General features: G+C 34.4%; 13 protein-coding genes. 10 read left to right on the top strand and 3 right to left on the bottom strand.

Translation table 11 applies throughout. The features are described from left to right. Positions 1 to 15: 15 nt before the first annotated feature. The 10 genes from HN014_RS21625 (at position 16) to HN014_RS21580 (ending at position 15023) form a co-directional block, all read left to right on the top strand. A complete protein-coding gene (locus tag HN014_RS21625) occupies positions 16 to 801 on the top strand; it encodes a DUF3754 domain-containing protein (protein ID WP_217704353.1) in 786 nt (261 codons plus the stop codon). A gap of 362 nt (positions 802 to 1163) precedes the next feature. Next, complete coding sequence (locus tag HN014_RS21620) at positions 1164 to 4235, top strand: SusC/RagA family TonB-linked outer membrane protein (protein ID WP_303246386.1); 3072 nt, start codon at positions 1164 to 1166, stop codon at positions 4233 to 4235. Positions 4236 to 4237: 2 nt separating this feature from the next. Continuing rightward, complete coding sequence (locus HN014_RS21615; RefSeq protein ID WP_176030908.1) at positions 4238 to 5611, top strand: RagB/SusD family nutrient uptake outer membrane protein; 1374 nt, start codon at positions 4238 to 4240, stop codon at positions 5609 to 5611. 15 nt (positions 5612 to 5626) lie between these two features. Next, positions 5627 to 6886, top strand: coding sequence for a DUF4929 family protein (locus tag HN014_RS21610; protein WP_176030907.1), 1260 nt, complete (start codon positions 5627 to 5629; stop codon positions 6884 to 6886). A 261-nt stretch (positions 6887 to 7147) separates the two neighbouring features. Next, the gene (locus HN014_RS21605; RefSeq protein ID WP_176030906.1) at positions 7148 to 10000 is read left to right on the top strand and encodes a pitrilysin family protein; all 2853 of its coding nucleotides are present in this window, start codon (positions 7148 to 7150) and stop codon (positions 9998 to 10000) included. A gap of 139 nt (positions 10001 to 10139) precedes the next feature. After that, on the top strand, positions 10140 to 11030 hold the full coding sequence (locus HN014_RS21600) for a helix-turn-helix transcriptional regulator (protein ID WP_176030905.1): 891 nt from the start codon (positions 10140 to 10142) through the stop codon (positions 11028 to 11030). Between the two features lie 51 nt (positions 11031 to 11081). Further along, positions 11082 to 11588, top strand: coding sequence for an SRPBCC domain-containing protein (locus HN014_RS21595; protein WP_176030904.1), 507 nt, complete (start codon positions 11082 to 11084; stop codon positions 11586 to 11588). Positions 11589 to 11709: 121 nt separating this feature from the next. Then, positions 11710 to 12144 carry a DUF2147 domain-containing protein gene (locus tag HN014_RS21590; protein WP_176030903.1) on the top strand — a complete coding sequence of 145 codons (435 nt, stop codon included), beginning with the start codon at positions 11710 to 11712 and terminating at the stop codon, positions 12142 to 12144. Between the two features lie 327 nt (positions 12145 to 12471). Then, positions 12472 to 14403, top strand: coding sequence for an alpha/beta hydrolase-fold protein (locus HN014_RS21585; RefSeq protein ID WP_176030902.1), 1932 nt, complete (start codon positions 12472 to 12474; stop codon positions 14401 to 14403). Between the two features lie 113 nt (positions 14404 to 14516). Then, positions 14517 to 15023 carry a hypothetical protein gene (locus HN014_RS21580; protein ID WP_176030901.1) on the top strand — a complete coding sequence of 169 codons (507 nt, stop codon included), beginning with the start codon at positions 14517 to 14519 and terminating at the stop codon, positions 15021 to 15023. A gap of 168 nt (positions 15024 to 15191) precedes the next feature. Here HN014_RS21580 and HN014_RS21575 read toward each other — a convergent pair whose 3' ends face one another. The 3 genes from HN014_RS21575 to HN014_RS21565 are packed head-to-tail and all read right to left on the bottom strand — an operon-like array spanning position 15192 to position 18893. Next, on the bottom strand, positions 15192 to 16961 hold the full coding sequence (locus tag HN014_RS21575) for an ABC transporter ATP-binding protein (protein ID WP_176030900.1): 1770 nt from the start codon (positions 16959 to 16961) through the stop codon (positions 15192 to 15194). Between the two features lie 25 nt (positions 16962 to 16986). Continuing rightward, positions 16987 to 17526 (bottom strand): metal-dependent hydrolase, encoded by a 540-nt coding sequence (locus tag HN014_RS21570; RefSeq protein ID WP_176030899.1) that lies wholly within the window; start codon positions 17524 to 17526, stop codon positions 16987 to 16989. A gap of 5 nt (positions 17527 to 17531) precedes the next feature. Continuing rightward, a complete protein-coding gene (locus HN014_RS21565; RefSeq protein WP_176030898.1) occupies positions 17532 to 18893 on the bottom strand; it encodes a DEAD/DEAH box helicase in 1362 nt (453 codons plus the stop codon). Positions 18894 to 19152 lie beyond the last annotated feature (259 nt).

Raw genomic sequence — 19152 nt, 5'->3', positions numbered from 1 at the left:
AATCAATTAAGGTATATGAGTGCAAAAAATAGAAAAAGGAAGAAAGTAGATGTGTATCCGAGATATTACGGGATAAAAATGACATGTAGTACTTTAGGGATTATACTTTCTGTCGCTATCTTATTTGGATTGACACTTTTTTTATTGCAGGAACAACATCCCTTACTTTATGTAGGTAGTTTAGGGGCATTTGTAGTATATGGAATTTCGACATATGTCTATCATACCATGTCTATTCGATATCTTCATAATTTATATGATCGGGCAATGCACAGGAATAGTGGATTGATTATTACTTTGTCCTATACTCAAGAAGAATGGAATACATTTTATATCCAATATGGAGCATATCGCAGGAAAAAACACATACGAAACAAATTGTTATTTATTTTGCTGGGAGGAGCTTTGGGAATATTGTTATATAGAGACAATGTTCCATTATTTTTTTTAGGAGTTTTTATGGGACTTGTAATTTTTACTCCTTTGATAATACGATATCAATATGAAAAAAGGCACTATTATGCTCCCATTCATTATCAAAAAAGAAATGAGGTTAAACTAACGATAGATGGAATTTTAATCAACACTCATTTTATACCATTGTCTAATGAGCATGGATATATTAGTTTTTGTAAAGAAACGACCTTTTTAGATCAAAGTTGTTTGGAAGTTTTTATTGTCAAAGGCTTAGGAAGAGGGAAAAGAATTATAAAACAGTACATCCCATTGCCCAAGAGAAAACAACTTCCTCCAGAATCGATTGTTGAATTGATGAAAGAGCGTTTTTGTAATGTAGACTAGGCAGTAGTTGTTTGCTTTTACTCAATAAGTGATAAAACCATTCATTGTAGGAAACATATTGCTAATTAATAAAACGTAAATAAAATGTTAAAGATTAAATAAAGTGATTGCTTTTTTTGATGAAAAAATAGCTTCGAATTATGAGGTTTTACTCTTATGTGTGTGATATTGTTGTTTTTAAACAATTGATTTTTATTCTTTTATAAAGTAATGTTTTTTAATCGGAAGTAAGGTTTATCCGTAAAAAGTTATTTCGTAGTAGTTGTTAATTTAAACTAAATACGAAAAGTTTCCTTGCACGTATTACTGAATAAGGGTAAGTTTGCGCCCCTTTTTTATTTTAATTAAATCTAAATAAAAAGATGCGTTTGTTGCTTTCTATTATCGTGTTATTCTTTATTCATTTAAAAATTTTCTCACAACAACTTGTTGTAAAAGGGAAGATTGTGGACGCAAAGACTCATACCCCGATACCAGATACCAATATTTATAATCCAACAGACCATACCGGAACCATATCTGATTTTAATGGAGAGTTTCAGGTAAGGGCAGTTGCGGGGGATACATTGGTGTTCTCTTCGTTAGGGTATAAAACTAAGAAGCAAAAAATAGATAAGGCAAAGCTTTTTATAGAACTTACTACAAGTTCTTTTGAATTGGATGAGGTACAGATTATAGCAAAAGCTAATATCAATGATATCGATTTAAGAAAGGCTGTAGGGACCGTAACAACGATTCCAATAGGAAAGATAAAGGATCGCCCTGTTGTAAACATGATTGAAGCTTTACAAGGTCAGGTGGCAGGAGTACATATTAAAAGTAGTGGTGAATTAGGAAAACCGTTACAAATCAGAATAAGAGGGACTTCAACGCTACCAATTAAAACAAAAGATATTGCACCAGAAGACCGGTTTACAATAGACAACCAGGCAAATCAACCTCTTTATGTTTTAGATGGACAAGTGATTAGTGCAGCGTCTTTTGCGGCATTAAACATTAATGATATTAAAGAAGTCAAAGTTTTGAAAGATGCTGCTGCCAATGCATTGTATGGGGTAAAAGCTGCTAATGGCGTTATAGAGATCACCGGTAAAAGAGGGATAAACGGAGAAACACAATATTCGGTTTCATTCCAGAAAGGAATAACATTAAAAGGTGAGCCTAGTATAGCAATGATGGGAACAAGGGAAAAACTGGAGTTTGAACGATTATCTAAAAATATAAATACCCCCGGATATAATCTGTCCGAAGAATACTTTAGGAAGCTTTTTCCGAATGACCCAAGGCTTGAAGAACGTATCACAAGAGGAAAAGAAAAATTAGATTCATTAAAAAAAATAAATACCAATTGGTTCGATGAGTTAACGAGAATTGATACATATCAATCCTATAATCTTAGTATCCGTGGAGGAAATGAAAAGAATAGATTTTATATATCCGGTAATTTTACACAACAAGGAGGAAAGTTTGAAGGAAATAAAATTCATCGATTTACAGGAAGACTTAATTACGAATATAATTTGCTAAAAGATGTGCATATAATGTTTAATGCAGGTTTTGGCGTCTCAGAAAACACTACTCCTAATTCATCTTCATATACACCATCTCAGTTAATATACGAATTAAACCCCTATGAGCAACCAAACAATATCGGAGAACTAATATCGTATCCTGGCAGAACATTTTCGGATTTGGTAAATCAATACAGTAAAACAGCTGATGAGAATCGATTTAATTTTTCAGGAAATCTATTTGCAAAATTTTCAAAAAACCTACAACTATCCTCTGTAATAGGAATCGATTATGTCTATCAAGGGGCATTAGCAATTGTACCAAAAAATGCTTTTTCTGAAATAACATCTGGAGTTCCCGAAAACGAAAGAGGAAAGGCTACAAAAAATAAAACAATGGGGACTAATTTTAGTACAAATACCCGATTAAATTATCAGCAGCTCTTCGGGCGACATACTATTTCAGCCAGTGCTAATGTGGATTATTATAGAAATGGCTCCGATTTTATAGGGATTACAGGATACGGACTTCCTAGTAATTTACATTCAGGTGCAGGAATTAATAATGATATTGAAGGAGCCAGGCGATCACGAACAGCTTCAAAAAAAACAACAGAAGCCCAATTAGGGTTTGGGTTTTCAAGCCTGTATAACTGGAATGATAAATTAGAATGGTATGGAAGTTATAAAATAGACGGCTCATCACTATTACCAAGAGACAAAAGGTGGAATACCTTTTGGGCAACAGGGATTGGATATACAGTAAGTGAAGAAAGTTTCTTTAAGAATAAGTTGATACGCTATTTGAAATTCAGAGGGAGTTATGGAGTAACAGCAAGCTTGGCAGGAATTACAGCATCTCTGGCAGTACCTACATTTTCATATGGTGATGATGGGTATTTAGGTATTAGAGAGTTTTACCTGCAAAGCTTATTTAATGATAAACTTCGTCCAGAAAAAAATACTTCGGTCAATGTGGGAATGAATATTGGAATTGGGAGTAATGTAAATATTTCCTTGGATGTATATCATAGAAGAACTGATGATATGCTACTTACGGTACCAGTTGCTCCTTCTAACGGATTTTCAGAACAATTAAAAAATGTTGGGATACTGGAAAATAAAGGAATCGAAATGTCAGTAAATGCCACATTAGTTAATACAGATACTTTTACCTGGAGTACTTCAGGGAACTTGTCTTATAATAAGAATGAAATTATTGATTTATACGAAGGTACCGAATTAACACTTAGTAATAATCCTTTTCCGGATTATAAAGAAGGAGAATCGGCAGATTTAATTTATGGGTTAGTCAATCTTGGAATTTTTCCTGCTGATGGAACTCCCAGATACCGGCGTGTAGATGGAAGCCAGTTTCATGGAAATTTGGAAAAACCTAACTCAGAAGATTTTGTCGTGTTAGGGAATGCGACTCCACCTTTTACAGGAGGCTGGTTCAATAGTCTAAGATATAAAGACTGGCAATTATCTTTTGATCTTTATTTCAATTTTGGAGGAAAAGCAGTTTATAACAATCAGTCTGTTGTTTTAGTAGATGATGATACCAATAAAAATGCAGTAAGAGGACAGTTACAGCAAACATGGTTTGAACCTGGAGATGAAGGAAGATTATATCCTTCATTAACATTGGGCACAGGAAATATTTTCGAAAACTTAAGCTATGCTTCAGACAGAACAGTCGGAAGAACAGATTTCATTAGACTTAATAATATTATGCTTAGTCATCAGTTTAACACCCGAAGCTTAGGAGCTTTTGGAAAAAATATAGACAATCTTAGGATGTATGTGCAATTGAAAAATATTGCTACCTGGTCAAACTTTGGAGGAGGTGATCCCGAATCTGCAAATCTGGTAGGTTCAGTTCAACCTATCATTACTATTGGAACAAATTTGAGTTTTTAATTATGAAAAGAGTATTCGGTATCATCATTATTTTTATCTCATCAGTTTCCTGTTCTCTGGATATTCCCGTAGAAGATGAAATTACAGGGCTAGATGTAATTGATAATATAGATATAGCCAATGAAACTTTATCGGGAATATATAATTCATACCCAAAAGATAAAGTCATGTTCTCTAAGCTGGCTGATGACTTTTATCCCAATCATACAATTTCTGAAAATACGTTTGATTTTAATTTGTACAGATGGGAAACTAATGAGTTAATTGTATGGGCTGCTTCTTTATGGCAGGATTATTATCACTCCATAAGCAGGGCAAATGTATTGCTAAACCAAATAGCATCCATTCAGACAACCAACTCAAAAGAAGAAGAAATACTTGATTTTATTCATGCCCAAACGCTTGCTTTAAAAGCATTTTCTTATTTGGATCTCACACAATTGTACGCTCCGAGGTATTCATATTTAACACGGGAACAGGATGGAATTATCCTAAAGGATAATATAGCCTCTGAAGAAAAATCCCGAGCTACTATGGAAGCTTCCTATCGGGAAATAGAGAGATTACTACTAAGAGCAATTGAGTTATTTCCTCCCGAAACAACAACTAAATACAGGTTTTCAAAAAATAGTGCTAAGGCATTACTGGCCAGAGTATACCTGCATTGGAATAAATATGAAAAAGCGATTGTACTCTGTGATGAATTATTAAAAAGGAATATAAATCAGGAGAGTTATGCAAGCTTGTGGAGATCCCCTGATAATAGCGAAGAAACATTGTTGGTGTTTGATAATGAGGAGTTTAATTATGCTTCTCTTTTTGATAATATAAGCGGGGAGTACGAGTATTATATACACTTTTCTATTACGTATGGTATTAATGATTATAGAAAGGATATTAATCTTCTGGAAGATGATTTCAGGAAGTTGGATAACTCGGTGATACGTGCGGATTTTTTAGGAAAATACAGAAATTCTTTGGTAGATGAGACTCCAAAACCAATAGTAGGAATACGATTGGCAGAACTGCATTTTATTAAATCAGAAGCACTCTATAAGTTATCCAGAGAAGAAGAATCTAGAGAAGCATTAAATTCCTTTTTATCACTTAGAAATGCTTCCCCTGTTACAACAACCGGATCAATTTTCTTACAAGATCTATTACGAGAAAAACAAAAAGAATTTCTCGGTGAAGGAATTCGGTATTTTGACCTAAAGCGGAATAGACTCCTTCTGGAACGAGTGGATTTTAACGACCATGCTATCATTGACCAGATATCTACAGATGATTTTAGATGGGTATTTCCTATCCCTGAAAATGAAATAAGACAAAACAAAAGAGTACAACAAAACCCCGAATGGGAAAAATTAATTTAAAACACGTAAATACTTATGAAAATAATACAATCAATACTATATACATTACTAGGAGTAATGCTTATTACATCTTGTAATAGCGATGATGATGGTACAGCGCAGTTTAATGGGGATGTCTCAGTTACACTGATCAACAAAGGAAATTCATCAGCGACAGAAGGGGAAGCTACGGATTTTATCTATGATGTTATTTTGAGTAAATCATTTGATTCAGCGGTGACTCTTAATTTTTCATTAGAAGATATTTCAGGTTATTCCTCTTTATTAGCAATAGATGCTCCAGTGATCATCAAAAAGAATACGACAAAAGGGGTACTGAAAATCACAATGCCAGCAAAACCAGATAGTGAAAATTTATTGTCTGAGGATAAAAACTTCCCGATACAATTAACTTCTTATTCCGGAATTGATAATAAAATAACATTATCTAGTAATGAAGCTATAGCAATAAAAGTTGAAGCGGATTTCACACCTCTTACTCAGGAACAAAAAGACTTATTAGAATATTACAAAACAAAGGGAATTGATCTTACTCCCTGGATTGGAAAGATCCCTGTAGAAGTAACTGTTCAGACAGACGGTAATGGAAGTTTTTCCCCTTTTGATCAGGCTACTACCAAAACGTACACGGGAACTACTTTTATTACACTGAGTGAAAGTGCAACTAAAGAAAAACCTTTATTAGTAATGACAAATAATGCTTTTGGGCTTTCTGAATACCTGCAATATGTCTTTAGAAATGAAACAATAAATAATACAGGGTTTTGGTACGCTCCTAATGATGATAATGTCAACCCTGCAGCAAAAGAAGTACTAAAGGCAATAGGAAATCAAAGTGAAACTAAGTGGCTGAATAAGGAGTATTCTTTTAATGTGATAGTAGATAATTTAGAATTTAAGGAGGATAATACGATTCATTTTGTACAAGAAAATGGAGCGCATGACATTTATACTAATTTTCTTGATGATCAGCGTGTAAAAGGATTATCAGCAGTTGATTTTCAGTATGAGTTCCCGCTGTGGGATGAGCTCGAAAAATTAGCTAAAGGAAATATTGATCTCACGAACCATATCATTTCAGGAGGATCTTTACATCCTAATAATTATATTGGATATAGTACGATTTTAGAAGATGATTGGTACGAAACAAACTGGGTTACTCCGACAAGTAGTTATGATAATACAGATAAGGTTATGCAGTTTACATTTAATATAGATCATGCCAATTCTGGGGATTATGATATTGTAAAAGTAACCTATACCTCTCCTTATTAAAATTCCATAAAGACTAAAAACTTCAATAGTTTTTAACCGTATATAGATAACGGTGTACCGAGAGCTTTGTATTATTATAAGGTCAAAAAATTAAGTATTCATTAATAAATAAACCCGTAAAAGACAAAGCTCTCTTGTTTAATTGATAATCGAGGTCTAAGTGCTCAGAGGGGTACTCCGAATTAACATCCATTTCTTATGTAATATCTCGTGAGCTTGTACCGAGGTAGATTACTACAATCAAGATAAAATTTTACCTGTATGGTTTACAGTTTTTTCAAAATGAGCAGTTATAACATCTATAGATTAATCTTACAAAAGTTTTATAGACTCACAGGGATACTTATTATTGTATGCTATAGTACTTTTAGTAATGCTCAAACGGAGAAATTATCCAAAGAGTTGATAAAAGGAAAGTTAGAAAATGGGTTTCAATATTATATCAAAAACAACACCTATCCACTACAAAAAACACTGTTTTATTTAGTAGTAAAGGCAGGAGCTATTCACGAAAAAGATCAGGAGCTTGGATATGCACATTTTTTAGAGCATATGGCTTTCAAAGGAGGGAAGCGTTTTCAGGAAAAAAAATATATAACATCTCTATATGAGCAGGGACTTCAGTTAGGAAAACATTTTAATGCCGTCACTAATTATCAATATACTATATACTCTATAGAATTTCCAAAAGAAGCAACACTGGAAATGCAAGAAGAAACATTTGCCTTTTTTGCTGATATATTAGACGGTTTGTCATTAGATAATGAAGCGATAGCTTCAGAAAAAAGAATTGTTTTAGAGGAAAAGAAAGTTGCGCCAAAAGTATCAGAATATTTTAAGTTCAGATTAGGAGAGAGCAAGTACAAATATCGCTTACCTATTGGCACAGAAAACAGTATAAAAAATATTACCAGGGAAAGCCTTGGTCGCTTTTATGATGAATGGTATCAACCAGAAAAAGCAGCAGTCTTTGTTGTAGGGAATGTCTTCCCTTCTCAAACAGCCTCATTAATTAAACAACAATTTGAAACTATTAAGAACAAGAGGACAAATAGCACTGTCAATGAAGGGATCTATGAATTTTTAGAAGAGGCGATGGCTATTGATATATCAGATAGTTATACATCTTCCAGATTATTTCTAGAATGGGGTTGGAAACGTCAGAGCGAAGAACAGACAGAAGATGTATTGAGAAGAAAAATAGTATATCAGATGCTGGGAAGGATTCTACAAAAGAGGACCGACTCCTTATTTTCTAAAAGCATTGATGGACTTAAGTTGACAGATGGGTATTTTATGGCAGATGTTAATTACACAACTATTTCCTGTAATCCAAAGACAAATCCCGAAATGACAATAAAGAATATATTGCGAGAAATTAAAAGAATTGCACTATATGGAGTTCCCGAAAATGAATTACAATATCATTTGAAAAAAAATCAACAATTCATAACATATAAAGAAGATAATTTTAAACAATCAGGTACTTATATTCAGGAGTATCTAGATCAATACTTAGATAAAAACGGTTCCTTTTTTTTAGAAAAAAAAGACAGTATTATTCAGCACCATATTTTATCCAATATCAATTCTAGAGATTTTAAAAATGAAGCTCAAAAACTATGGGATTCCAATACAATGAGGCTCTTTTTCGAACAAGCTGCTTCTGATGATACTAAGAATAAGTTTTCTTTGCAAAAGTTTAGAAAGTTGAAGAAACAACTTGATGCCGATAATATTCTTCCTTTGATAAAGAAGTATGCAAGGAAAAAAAACTCCTTAAAAAAAACATCAAAAAACAGGAAATTAACAGTGCCGGAAATAGAAGAAGAAAAAGCTTTGTCATCTGTGTATTATCCGAAATTAGGGATCACCAAGTTAACTTATAAAAATGGACTTGACGTAGTATTGAAACCTGTTAAGAGCGAAACGGATGTTATAGAAGTTGTAGGCTTGGCACCGGGAGGGACATCTTCCATATCAGACAGTTTGTATTATCAATATGAATCTACTATACCATATATAGAGTTAGGAGGCATAGGAAACCTTACTGATCGAGATTTAGAACAGTATCTAAGTGATAAAGATTTTAGTGTTTCCTTTGCCATCTCCGAATTTGAAAGGAATATACATGCGAGTACTCCACATCATCAGTTAGAAGAGTTTTTTAAGTATCTTTTTATAAAAATGACGGCAACAAAAACTAATGAGAAAGAGTTTACTACTGTTGTTCAGGATGAAATTAAAGCATTGAAGAAACGTACATCACATTTTTCTATTGTCAGCCCTTTCAAAAGAAAAGTTGATCAGCTAAAAAAGAACTATTTTCCTAATAGAAATGGTGCACAAACAAAAGAGGAATTCGAAAACCTGAACCTTTCTCAAATGCATAACTTTTATCAGAAAGCATTTGCTAATGCAGATTCCTGGAGGTTTATTATAACAGGTAATTTTAATAAAGACAGTATTTTACCATATTTGAATAACTATTTAGGAAACCTTCCACATAATAATAATCGGATGGAAAATAAAGAATTATTCACTCATTCAGAACATGAAAAAGAGTTGATCATTAAGGATCAAAAGTCAAGGAATACCACTAGTATCAGTTTTGTATTATATGGCGGGTATACCCCAACGGTACGAAATACAATACTAATTTCTCTAACAGAGCGTCTTATAAGAAACAGGGTCGTTAAGACATTAAGAGAACAACATGGAATGACGTATACTCCCTTTGTAGAATTAGAAAAAAAACGTTATCCAGCCTCTAATTATGTTTTAGAAATACATTTTGATTGCACTCCAGATAAAATCGACAAAGCAAAAAAAATAACCCAGCAAGTGCTGGAGGATATTATAACATCTCCAATACAGGAAAAAGAATTGAAATATTATAAAAATGGAGTAGCATTAAAACATAATATGATCGTTTCTGATACAGATATTTATAACTGGAACTCTTACATAATAGAATGCTTGTCTAACAATGAAAAAATTGAGGATTTAGAAAAATTCCCAGCCATCTTGAGTGCTATTTCAAAAGAAGAATTACATGCTTTTATAAAAAGATCTTTGGATGTAGATAAAACAAAAATAGTCTCCTTTTTTTAAAAAAATATAACCAGATATAAAAAACATTGAAATTGAAAAACAAGACGATACAGGAAGTTTGGGAATATTTTAATTAATTGGTATGTTTACTCTAAACTACGTTCAGGGTTTATCCTGAAAGTATACATGTCAGAGAATATTGAAAGCAGACAATAGACATATAACTACTCAAAAATGGGAGCTGGAAGGAATTTCGATTTCGCATAATATCATTCATTTTACCTCTTTAGAAAAGCACCGTTCTGTAAATGAGCTAGAAGCTGTTCGTTTACATTTTGGATTGAAAGGGGATTATGATTTTAGCTCTCAAAAATTACAAACTGCTCATACGTTTACAGGGCATCATAATAATATAATGTACTCTGATGGGCTGGATTTAGAGGTATGTGCAAAAAGCAAGCAAATCGAAACATTTGGAGTTAATTTTACTCCTGATTCCTTTGTCCAGATAGCGCAACATGGTAATGATGCGCTAAAGCGACTGGTAGAAAATGTTATTGACAAAAAAAATGCTGTATTGTCAGATGAGTGGCGACCAAATAGCTTTAAGATACATCAGGTGATTAACGAAATCTTACATTGTCGTTTTGGCGGGGAATTAAAAAAACTATTTCTACTATCTAAGAGCATTGAACTTCTGGTTCTTCAGGCAGCATTATACGAAGCAAAAACATCGAATACTTTTATTAAGACCAATACAGATAAACGAAAACTATTCGAGGCGAAGGAGATCCTAACAGACCAACTGGGGGAACCACCAACAATCTACCAATTATCAAAATTAGTTGCCCTTAATGAGTACAAGTTAAAAAAAGGATTTAAAGAACTATTTGGAACAACTATTTTTGGATACATTCACCATAATCGGATGTGTATAGCACAACGTCTGCTGTTAGATACACAAAAATCTGCCAAAGAAATAGCCTATGAAATAGGATATAGTTCTCCTCAGCATTTTTCGAAAGCTTTTAAAAAAGAATTTGGAAAAACTCCCAATAGTATAAGACGTTCTCCTGATAGTACCCTCTAAAAAACAAGAAAAAAAACATCTTTGTTTCAATATTAACAATAGATAAAAAGAATGAAATACATCTGGTTACTAGTGCTATTCGCAATGACAGGTTGTATGTCAACAAAAAGAAACAAGGAGATGAAAATAGAAAAAGAAATCCATTTTTCAGTATCACAGGAAAGAGTATGGGAAGTGTTAACCAATCCTGAACAAACCAGAAAATACATGTTTGGATGCGAACTTATATCTGAGTGGAAGGTAGGTGCTCCAATGCTATGGAAAGGAAAGACAAATACAGGAGAGGTAATCGTATATGTCAAAGGAAACATTCTAGAGCTCGAACAGGGAAAGAAAGTTACTTTCTCGATGTTTGATCCTAATATGAATTTAGAAGATATTCCAGCAAATTACCTGATTATGACTTATGAAGTTATTGCCAAAGGAAAAGGAACGATTCTTAGGTTACGGCAAGAGAACTTTCGGAATAATGAAACTGGAAAAAAACGATATGAAGAATCTCTAAAAGGTTGGGAGGCGATTATCCCCGATTTAAAGCAAATAGCAGAGCAAGAATGAAATAACTTCTCGCGAACAGGCTCTTTCTGATATAAAAAAACACAGAAAAATGTTGATAGCTAGCAATAATATTACATAATAATCTTGGGAATACTCCAATTTAATTGGTATGTTTATCACAATGAAGTATATCATACTATTTATCATTCCATTCCTTTTTATGTGCCCTGCGACTGTTGATGAGGAAGCCTATATCGGAAAATGGGAAATCAAAGGAGGTTCTGTTATTGAAATTTATAAAGAGAAACAGGTGTTCTATGGAAAGATTTATAAAAGAGCTGCACAACCACTTTCTAATCTCAATGGACTAGACAATAAAAATCCGGTAAAAGAACTTCGGGGACGTCCGATTGTAGGTATGATTATTTTAGATAAGTTGACATATAATGAAGGAGAACTGTCTGGAGGAACTATTTATAATGCGGATAGTGGGAAAACATACACCGTAAAAGTATGGATCAATAGTGACGACCTTAATGTATGTTATATCAGAGCCTATAAAGGCTGGGTGTTTAAAACATTTACAGCTAAAAGGGTACCTCCATCATTACATTAGTACTACCTCGTCAAAATAACTTCATCTTTTAAAAAACTCCTGATGTACTCCATGTAGTAGCAAAGAAAGAACAAAGTATACAGGTTTTTATTTACTCATATACGATCTCGGTATAAGCATATAGGAGAGTATCTGGAGAATAGATGTTAACTAAGGGAAGCTTTAGAGGATTTAAATTTTGATAATCAAATACCAGATACATTCCAAGATGTATTCTTTTTTAATTTCTGAAAACCGATAATCAAATTAGCTATTATGAAATGATAAAAGTGTAACAAAAATGAGAATAGGGTGTCGCTAGAAAAAGAACGTATAAATAAGATACCGATGAGTATAAGACCATTGAATTTTCGCCCTATCTATGTTTATCTTATAAAAACTATACTTGGTATTATAGGCTTGAGTATCTTCTGTAGCTGTAATAATCCGAAACCTTCCCATGATGTTACTTTTATAGAAAGAACCCCTGTCATTGATGGGAAATTAGACGCCTTTTTAGAATCATTACCATCTAAAGAGTTTACATATATCTGGCAGTTTGACAATCCGGTTACGGATACGGTCCCTGTTCGTTATAGAATGGGATATACTGCTACACATTTATATCTCTATATAGAAACAGCAGAGGATCGTATCAGTTATCACAGAAGAGGATATCTATGGGGAGATGGGTATAAAATTTTATTAGGAATGCCTAAAAAAGATTCATTGACGGATGAATACTATGAATTATCATATTCTCCTTCAAAAGAAAAGAATCATTGGGATCGACAGCGAATTATGGCTTATAATTTCAATCAGGTCACTAAACCGTTGAGTACACAATCTATATCACAGGAGGTCTCAACAGGAAAGAAGTCCGGTTTTGAAGCATTGATTGCCTGGTCTGATATAGAACCCTATCATCCCTGGTTTCTCGGGGAAATAGGGTGTAATATTTATTTTGCCAAGGGGATTAACTCTCAGGAGCACGGGTACATTACCAATGGATATTCTTTAGTAGATGATGAAGGAATCTGGAGTGAGGAAATACCAAAACGAAAATACCGGAAAATAACCTTTCAACTTCCTGAAACCGTTTCTCAACCAACCACCATTGCAGCTCTCAGAAAGAAAAATTTAGAAGAAGGGAAGCCACTGATCGTAGAAATAGCTTCTATCGCTAAAAAGGCAGTAGAAGAAACAATTCGTATTAGCTGCTTTAATAAGAAGAAAGAAGAGGTATTAACAAAAGAATATAAGATAAAGAGTAGCGATAATTTGACAAAAGAAAACCTGCAAGTTCGATTAGAAGGAATGTCTCCGGGCATATATACAGTACTGATACAAACAACAGAAAAAAAACTGGGGGAACACGTGATTAGTATTCGTCCGGAGATAGATGGGGAAAACATCAGTACAGAGATTCAGAAAAATAAACCGAAGTTACCTATGGGATCACTACATACATTGCAATTCGAATTAAATGAAATACTAAATAAATATAGGGCATTAAAACCATATGAATCTGGGGAGTCAGTACATCATTTATGGAAAGAATTCGAAAAAAAATTCAATGTTTTTAAGCAAGGAACTGATCCCTATAAAGGGATATCGGGACCGTACCGAAGAGCTTTTAAATCAAAATATGATCAAAGTTATCAACCGTATTCAATTAAGTTACCCGAAAACTATGACCCGGCTAAGAAATATCCGTTATTAGTTTTTCTACATGGTAGCGGTAGGGATGAACAAAGTTTGTTAAAAAAAGCGAGGAGTAATGGGAAGTTTATAGAAATTGCTCCCTTGGCAAGAGATTTATATAATGCATACGCTTATGAAGAATCACAACGAGATATTGTAGAAGCTATAGAAGCAGTAACCAGTTCGTTTTCAGTAGATCGTAGTCGTATGATTATAGGAGGATTCTCTATGGGAGGGTATGGAGCTTTACGAGCATTTTATGAACATCCCGAACTATATAAAGGGGTAGCAGTTTTTGCAGGGCATCCTAATTTGGCAAATGAATGGCTGGACGAAGAACATCCTAATTTTTTAGAAGATAAATATTTGACTCCTTTTATAGGAGTTCCGTTATTTATCTATCATGGGAAAAAAGATGCAGGGTTGGATGTTAGACTAATAGAAGAAATGAGTGACAAATTAAAAAAGATAGGAGGGAAAGTAACTTGTAGCATCGTAGCAGATAAAGGACATGAGTACCCGGATACATTTACCAATACGAAGTATTTTAACTGGTTAGATTCTTTGATTAAATAGAGGTAATAATTGATTTACGACTTTTTTTCAGTTCAATAGGGGGTGGAGGCTTTCAATGCGACATGTATATGAAGCGCTTCAATATTAAATTATAATGACAAATAAACCTAAACATGAAATTAGTTAGAAAAAAAATCAGTTATATCGCTTTTGTAATTATTGTTTTTTTGATCAGTGCCTGTTCAAGTGATGATGATCAGGTAACATCGATAAAAACAGAAACGATACTCGGACAATGGGAAATGACAAGAGCAATAGAAGTGTCTTCGGGAAAAGCAATTCCGGGATTTGACACAAAACAGAAGCTGCTGTTTAATAAAGACAATACCTATAAAGTAGAATTGCAATATACAGAAGAACAGGAGGGCAAGATCATAAATAAAAGTATATCTCTGCCAGGAACATGGAATTTGGAAAAAGGAAATAAGCTAGCACTAAAACTGGATGATTTTGGTGCTATGGGAGAATTTATCTCCAATTCTGCAACCGAATTAGTAAATTCATATTATGCAGGAACTGCTATTGTTTCATTTTCTAAGGGAGAATTATTATTGATCAAAACCATCAAAAATGAAGGAGAAACGATGCAGGTAGGTCTAGCATATAAACGATTAAAATAAGGGAGGGTGACTTCCTTATAGTATTGTTTCATACCTTCTGTAATATCAAAAAATACAGTAAATAAACTGCTTTTATACATTTAGATCAAAGTAGTTTTTAAGGGATTGGGGATAAAACTGTACGTAATGTGTAAAAAGTTGTCATTTTTTTATGGCAACTTTTTATATTTATATCCGGGCCTGGTATGTATATAAATCATGATACCTGCCTTGTGTATTAGTTAATTCTTCATGAGTACCTTGTTCAGCGATATGCCCAGATTCAATGACTAAAATTTGATCTGCTTTTTTGATGGTACTCAATCGGTGCGCAATTACAAATGTAGTTCTTCCTCTCATTAACTCATGTAAACTTTGCTGGATTAACGCTTCACTTTCCGTGTCCAGGCTGGAGGTTGCTTCATCGAGAATGATAATTTTAGGATCAGCAAGAATAGCTCTGGCAATGGCAATTCGCTGTCGCTGTCCCCCAGAGAGTTTTACTCCTCGTTCTCCGATAAGGGTTTCTAAACCATCTTCAAAACGGTCTGTAAATTCATTGACATAAGCAGCTTCTACAGCATTGATTAGTTGTGCTTCTGTAGCATCAGGTCGCGGGAATAAAATATTTTCCCGAATAGTACCCTCGAATAAAAATTCATCCTGTAGTACTACTCCCAGATGCTGTCTGTAACTCTGCAAATTGACAGTAGATAAGTCAATTCCATCAATAGTAACTGTACCCCTGTTAGGAGTTAAAAAAGAAGATGCCAGTCCTGCAATGGTAGATTTTCCCGATCCTGAACTTCCTACAAGTGCAGTTACAGAACCTGAAGGAGCCGAAAAAGAAAGATTGTGAATTACTTGTTTGTTTTCCTCGTAAGAGAAGGATACATTATCAAAGATAATATCCCCTTGCATACGATCAATATGTACCGTTCTTTTTTCCGGATCTTCTTCTGGAGGAAGGTTCATCAATTCTTCAGTTCTGTCCAATCCAGCTAATGCTTCGGTAAGTTGACTCCCGATATTGCCCATTTGTACAATTGGAGTAACCATAAAGCCTAATACCAGTGTGAAGAATAAAAAATCCCCAGTGGTCATAGTTCCCTGAATCATAAAATATCCTCCGATAGCCATAATTCCAGCAGAAGCAATTCCTAATAAAAAAGTAGAAGAGCTACTCATAAATGCTGTGGCCGTCAGGCTCTTTTTTACATTTTGAAACAAACGATCAACGCCTCTTTCAAATACTTCGCTTTCCTGCTTTTCTGCATTAAACCCTTTGATTACTCGGATTCCTGCCAGTGTTTCGGTCAAACGTCCTTTGACTTCGGCATTAAGAACACCTCTTTTTCTGAAAATAGGGCGGATATACCCAAAAGCTTTCAGGGCAATCACCCCAAAAATAGAAACCGGAAATAAAACGAACAGTGTCATCCAGGGATTAATAGATATCAATATGATTAGAGAGACAATAGCAGTAAACGTACCTCCTACTAATTGTACAAGTCCTGTTCCGATCAGATTGCGAACCCCTTCCACATCTGTCATAATCCTGGATACCAGGGCTCCAGATTTTGAGTTGTCAAAAAAACGAATTGGTAAGGAAAGTACTTTTTTTTGTACTTGGGCCCTTAATTCAGCAATTAAATACTGTGCCTGTACACTTAATATTCGGGTGAGTAAAAAAGAAGAAACCGCTTGGATTAACAATGCTGATCCGACATATACTAAAAGAGTAATGAGTGCATTGTAGTTACTGGTAGGAATGATATCATCCAGTAAAACTTTACTTTGCCAAGGGAGCACTAACCCTGCCAATCGACTAATAACAATCAGGAAAAGTCCTATAAAAACCAGGTTTCGCTTGGGCCAGATGATGGTCTTAAACGCCTGTCGCATAGATACCTTTTTTTTCTTTCTTGATGTTGAAGATGCATTAGCCAGATGTCTCATGTGTATAGTTGTAGATCAGTTCTTGTTAGTGATTAGTGTTTTTTCTTAACAGCATTACTAAGGTTGTATATATCAGGGAAGGAACCCCAATCCAGATGCCTTCGTTGATTAAAATCGAGAGCCCTCTCATACTGATAAATTTTCGAGCACCAATAGGAGATACCTCTATAGGACGCCAGGGGAAAAAGTAGCGGGTATCATCAAAAGGAGAAAAGAAAGCAACTCCCAACCCTCCGGTTGTCATAGCGTCCAGTATTCCGTGAGAAAGAGTGCAAAAAGCGAAGAATATGCTAAAAAGAATGCCTTTTAAAGAGAAAGATAATTTTGGATAAAAAATAAATGACATACTCATCCCCCAGAGTATGGCAAATAAAATGGAGTGTGTAAACCCTCTATGTCCCCAAAAGCTATTATATGCAATGTGAAGCTTAAACCCAATTACATCGGCATCTGGTACCATTGTACACCCTATCCCGAGAAGCCAGAACTTAAAGGATCTAAATTCCTTAGGGAAGCTGCTTCCGATTGCCATAGTAGCCATTGCATGTCCAAAAATAGAGGCCATTGATCTTATCTCTTTTTTTTCTTTTTATGTTTTTGATTAAAAACTTTATCTCCTTTTGTTTTTGGTTTTTTGTACTTCTTTTTGATTTCCCTCCGGTAGGAACCTCCCAGGTTTACTTTTTTGTTTTTAGCCTTTTTTTCATGAAAAGCAGCACCAGCTTCATCATCATTAGGACGTTTATGAGGATTGTAAATTTCCTTGATTTTTGGTTGTTCTTCAGGAATTAATTCTGTTGAAATCTCAACCGTTTCAGGCAAAGGAAGCTGCGGGATTTTCATTTCCATCAATTCCTCAATATCATTGAGAGCTTCTACTTCTTTATCTGTTGTAAAAAGGATAGATTCTCCTTGTTTTTGAGCTCGCCCTGTTCGTCCGATTCGATGCATGTAGTTTTCTGGGTAATCGGGCGTATCAAAATTAATAACATGAGAAATGTCTTCGATATCCAACCCTCTGGCCATTACATCAGTAGCAATAAGGATACGATGTTCTCCCGTTCTAAAATGTTCAATACTCTGTAATCGGTAATTTTGTGTTTTGTTAGAATGAATAACACAACAAGCCCCTGACAGGGATTGTTCCATCAGGTCAAATAAACGATCAGCTATTCGCTTATTTCCAGCAAAAACTAATGTCTTGTGGAATATTTCTTCATCCTGGAGTAAATGCGTAAGCAGGTTTACTTTGGTATAAAAATTAGGTGCTTTATAGACCGATTGATTGATGTTTTCTAATGGAGTTCCACTTTTGGCAATCGATATTTTTTGCGGAGCGATAAAAATATCCGTAATAAGTGCATCTACTTCATCGGTCATGGTTGCTGAGAACATAATATTTTGACGTTGAGCAGGAAGAATATCAAAAATATTCATCAATTGATGCCTAAACCCCAGATCCATCATGACATCCACCTCGTCAATAACGAGTTTCTGTATAGATTTTAATTGCAAAGCTCTACTAGCAGCGAGATCAAATAAACGCCCTGGAGTTGCTACTATAATATCCAATCCCTGCGCCACGACTTGTTTTTGCGTATTGATATTTGTACCTCCATATACTCCGGCTATTCTCACATTGATATACGCCGTTAGTTTTTCAATTTCATCAACTACCTGTACAACCAGCTCCCGGGTAGGGACTAATACCAATACACGAGGGTTTTTCTGAACCGAATACTTGAGCATTCTCAGAATAGGAAGCATATACGCATAGGTTTTACCAGTTCCGGTTTGAGCAATTCCCACCACATCCTTACCAGACATTACTACAGAAAAAGCTTGCTCCTGGATAGGAGTCGGTGTTTCAAAACCAATATCATCCAGTGCATTAAGAAGTTGCGTGCTTAAATTTAAATCTCTAAAGGTCACTTCATCTATTTTTAATGCTGCAAAGGTAGCCTTATTTTGTGACTGTAGACATATGTAGGGAATAAGCTTTTGATAGGAGAGAAAAGAGAGGTAGTATAACAGAAAGAAAGATGGCAATTTTAAGTGCTAATTGTTTGGAGCATTTTTTATAGTAGGAATAAGGTGTTAACTATTTTTTAATAGGTGCTTATATTATTGTTTATGAATTTGAAATATCTCTTTAAGTATTGATAAAAACATTTCTAAAACAAGAATTACT

The organism is Aquimarina sp. TRL1 (assembly GCF_013365535.1).
Classification (GTDB): Bacteria; Bacteroidota; Bacteroidia; order Flavobacteriales; family Flavobacteriaceae; genus Aquimarina; species Aquimarina hainanensis.
The sequence above is the reverse complement of the archived record's forward strand: the minus strand, read 5'-3'. Positions and strand labels throughout refer to the sequence as shown.

Coding starts and splice junctions, on each gene's coding strand:
- HN014_RS21625 (WP_217704353.1), top strand. CDS start 16: ATGAGTGCAAAAAATAGAAAAAGGAAGAAAGTAGATGTGTATCCGAGA.
- HN014_RS21620 (WP_303246386.1), top strand. CDS start 1,164: ATGCGTTTGTTGCTTTCTATTATCGTGTTATTCTTTATTCATTTAAAA.
- HN014_RS21615 (WP_176030908.1), top strand. CDS start 4,238: ATGAAAAGAGTATTCGGTATCATCATTATTTTTATCTCATCAGTTTCC.
- HN014_RS21610 (WP_176030907.1), top strand. CDS start 5,627: ATGAAAATAATACAATCAATACTATATACATTACTAGGAGTAATGCTT.
- HN014_RS21605 (WP_176030906.1), top strand. CDS start 7,148: ATGGTTTACAGTTTTTTCAAAATGAGCAGTTATAACATCTATAGATTA.
- HN014_RS21595 (WP_176030904.1), top strand. CDS start 11,082: ATGAAATACATCTGGTTACTAGTGCTATTCGCAATGACAGGTTGTATG.
- HN014_RS21590 (WP_176030903.1), top strand. CDS start 11,710: ATGAAGTATATCATACTATTTATCATTCCATTCCTTTTTATGTGCCCT.
- HN014_RS21585 (WP_176030902.1), top strand. CDS start 12,472: ATGAGTATAAGACCATTGAATTTTCGCCCTATCTATGTTTATCTTATA.
- HN014_RS21580 (WP_176030901.1), top strand. CDS start 14,517: ATGAAATTAGTTAGAAAAAAAATCAGTTATATCGCTTTTGTAATTATT.
- HN014_RS21575 (WP_176030900.1), bottom strand. CDS start 16,961: ATGAGACATCTGGCTAATGCATCTTCAACATCAAGAAAGAAAAAAAAG.
- HN014_RS21570 (WP_176030899.1), bottom strand. CDS start 17,526: ATGGCCTCTATTTTTGGACATGCAATGGCTACTATGGCAATCGGAAGC.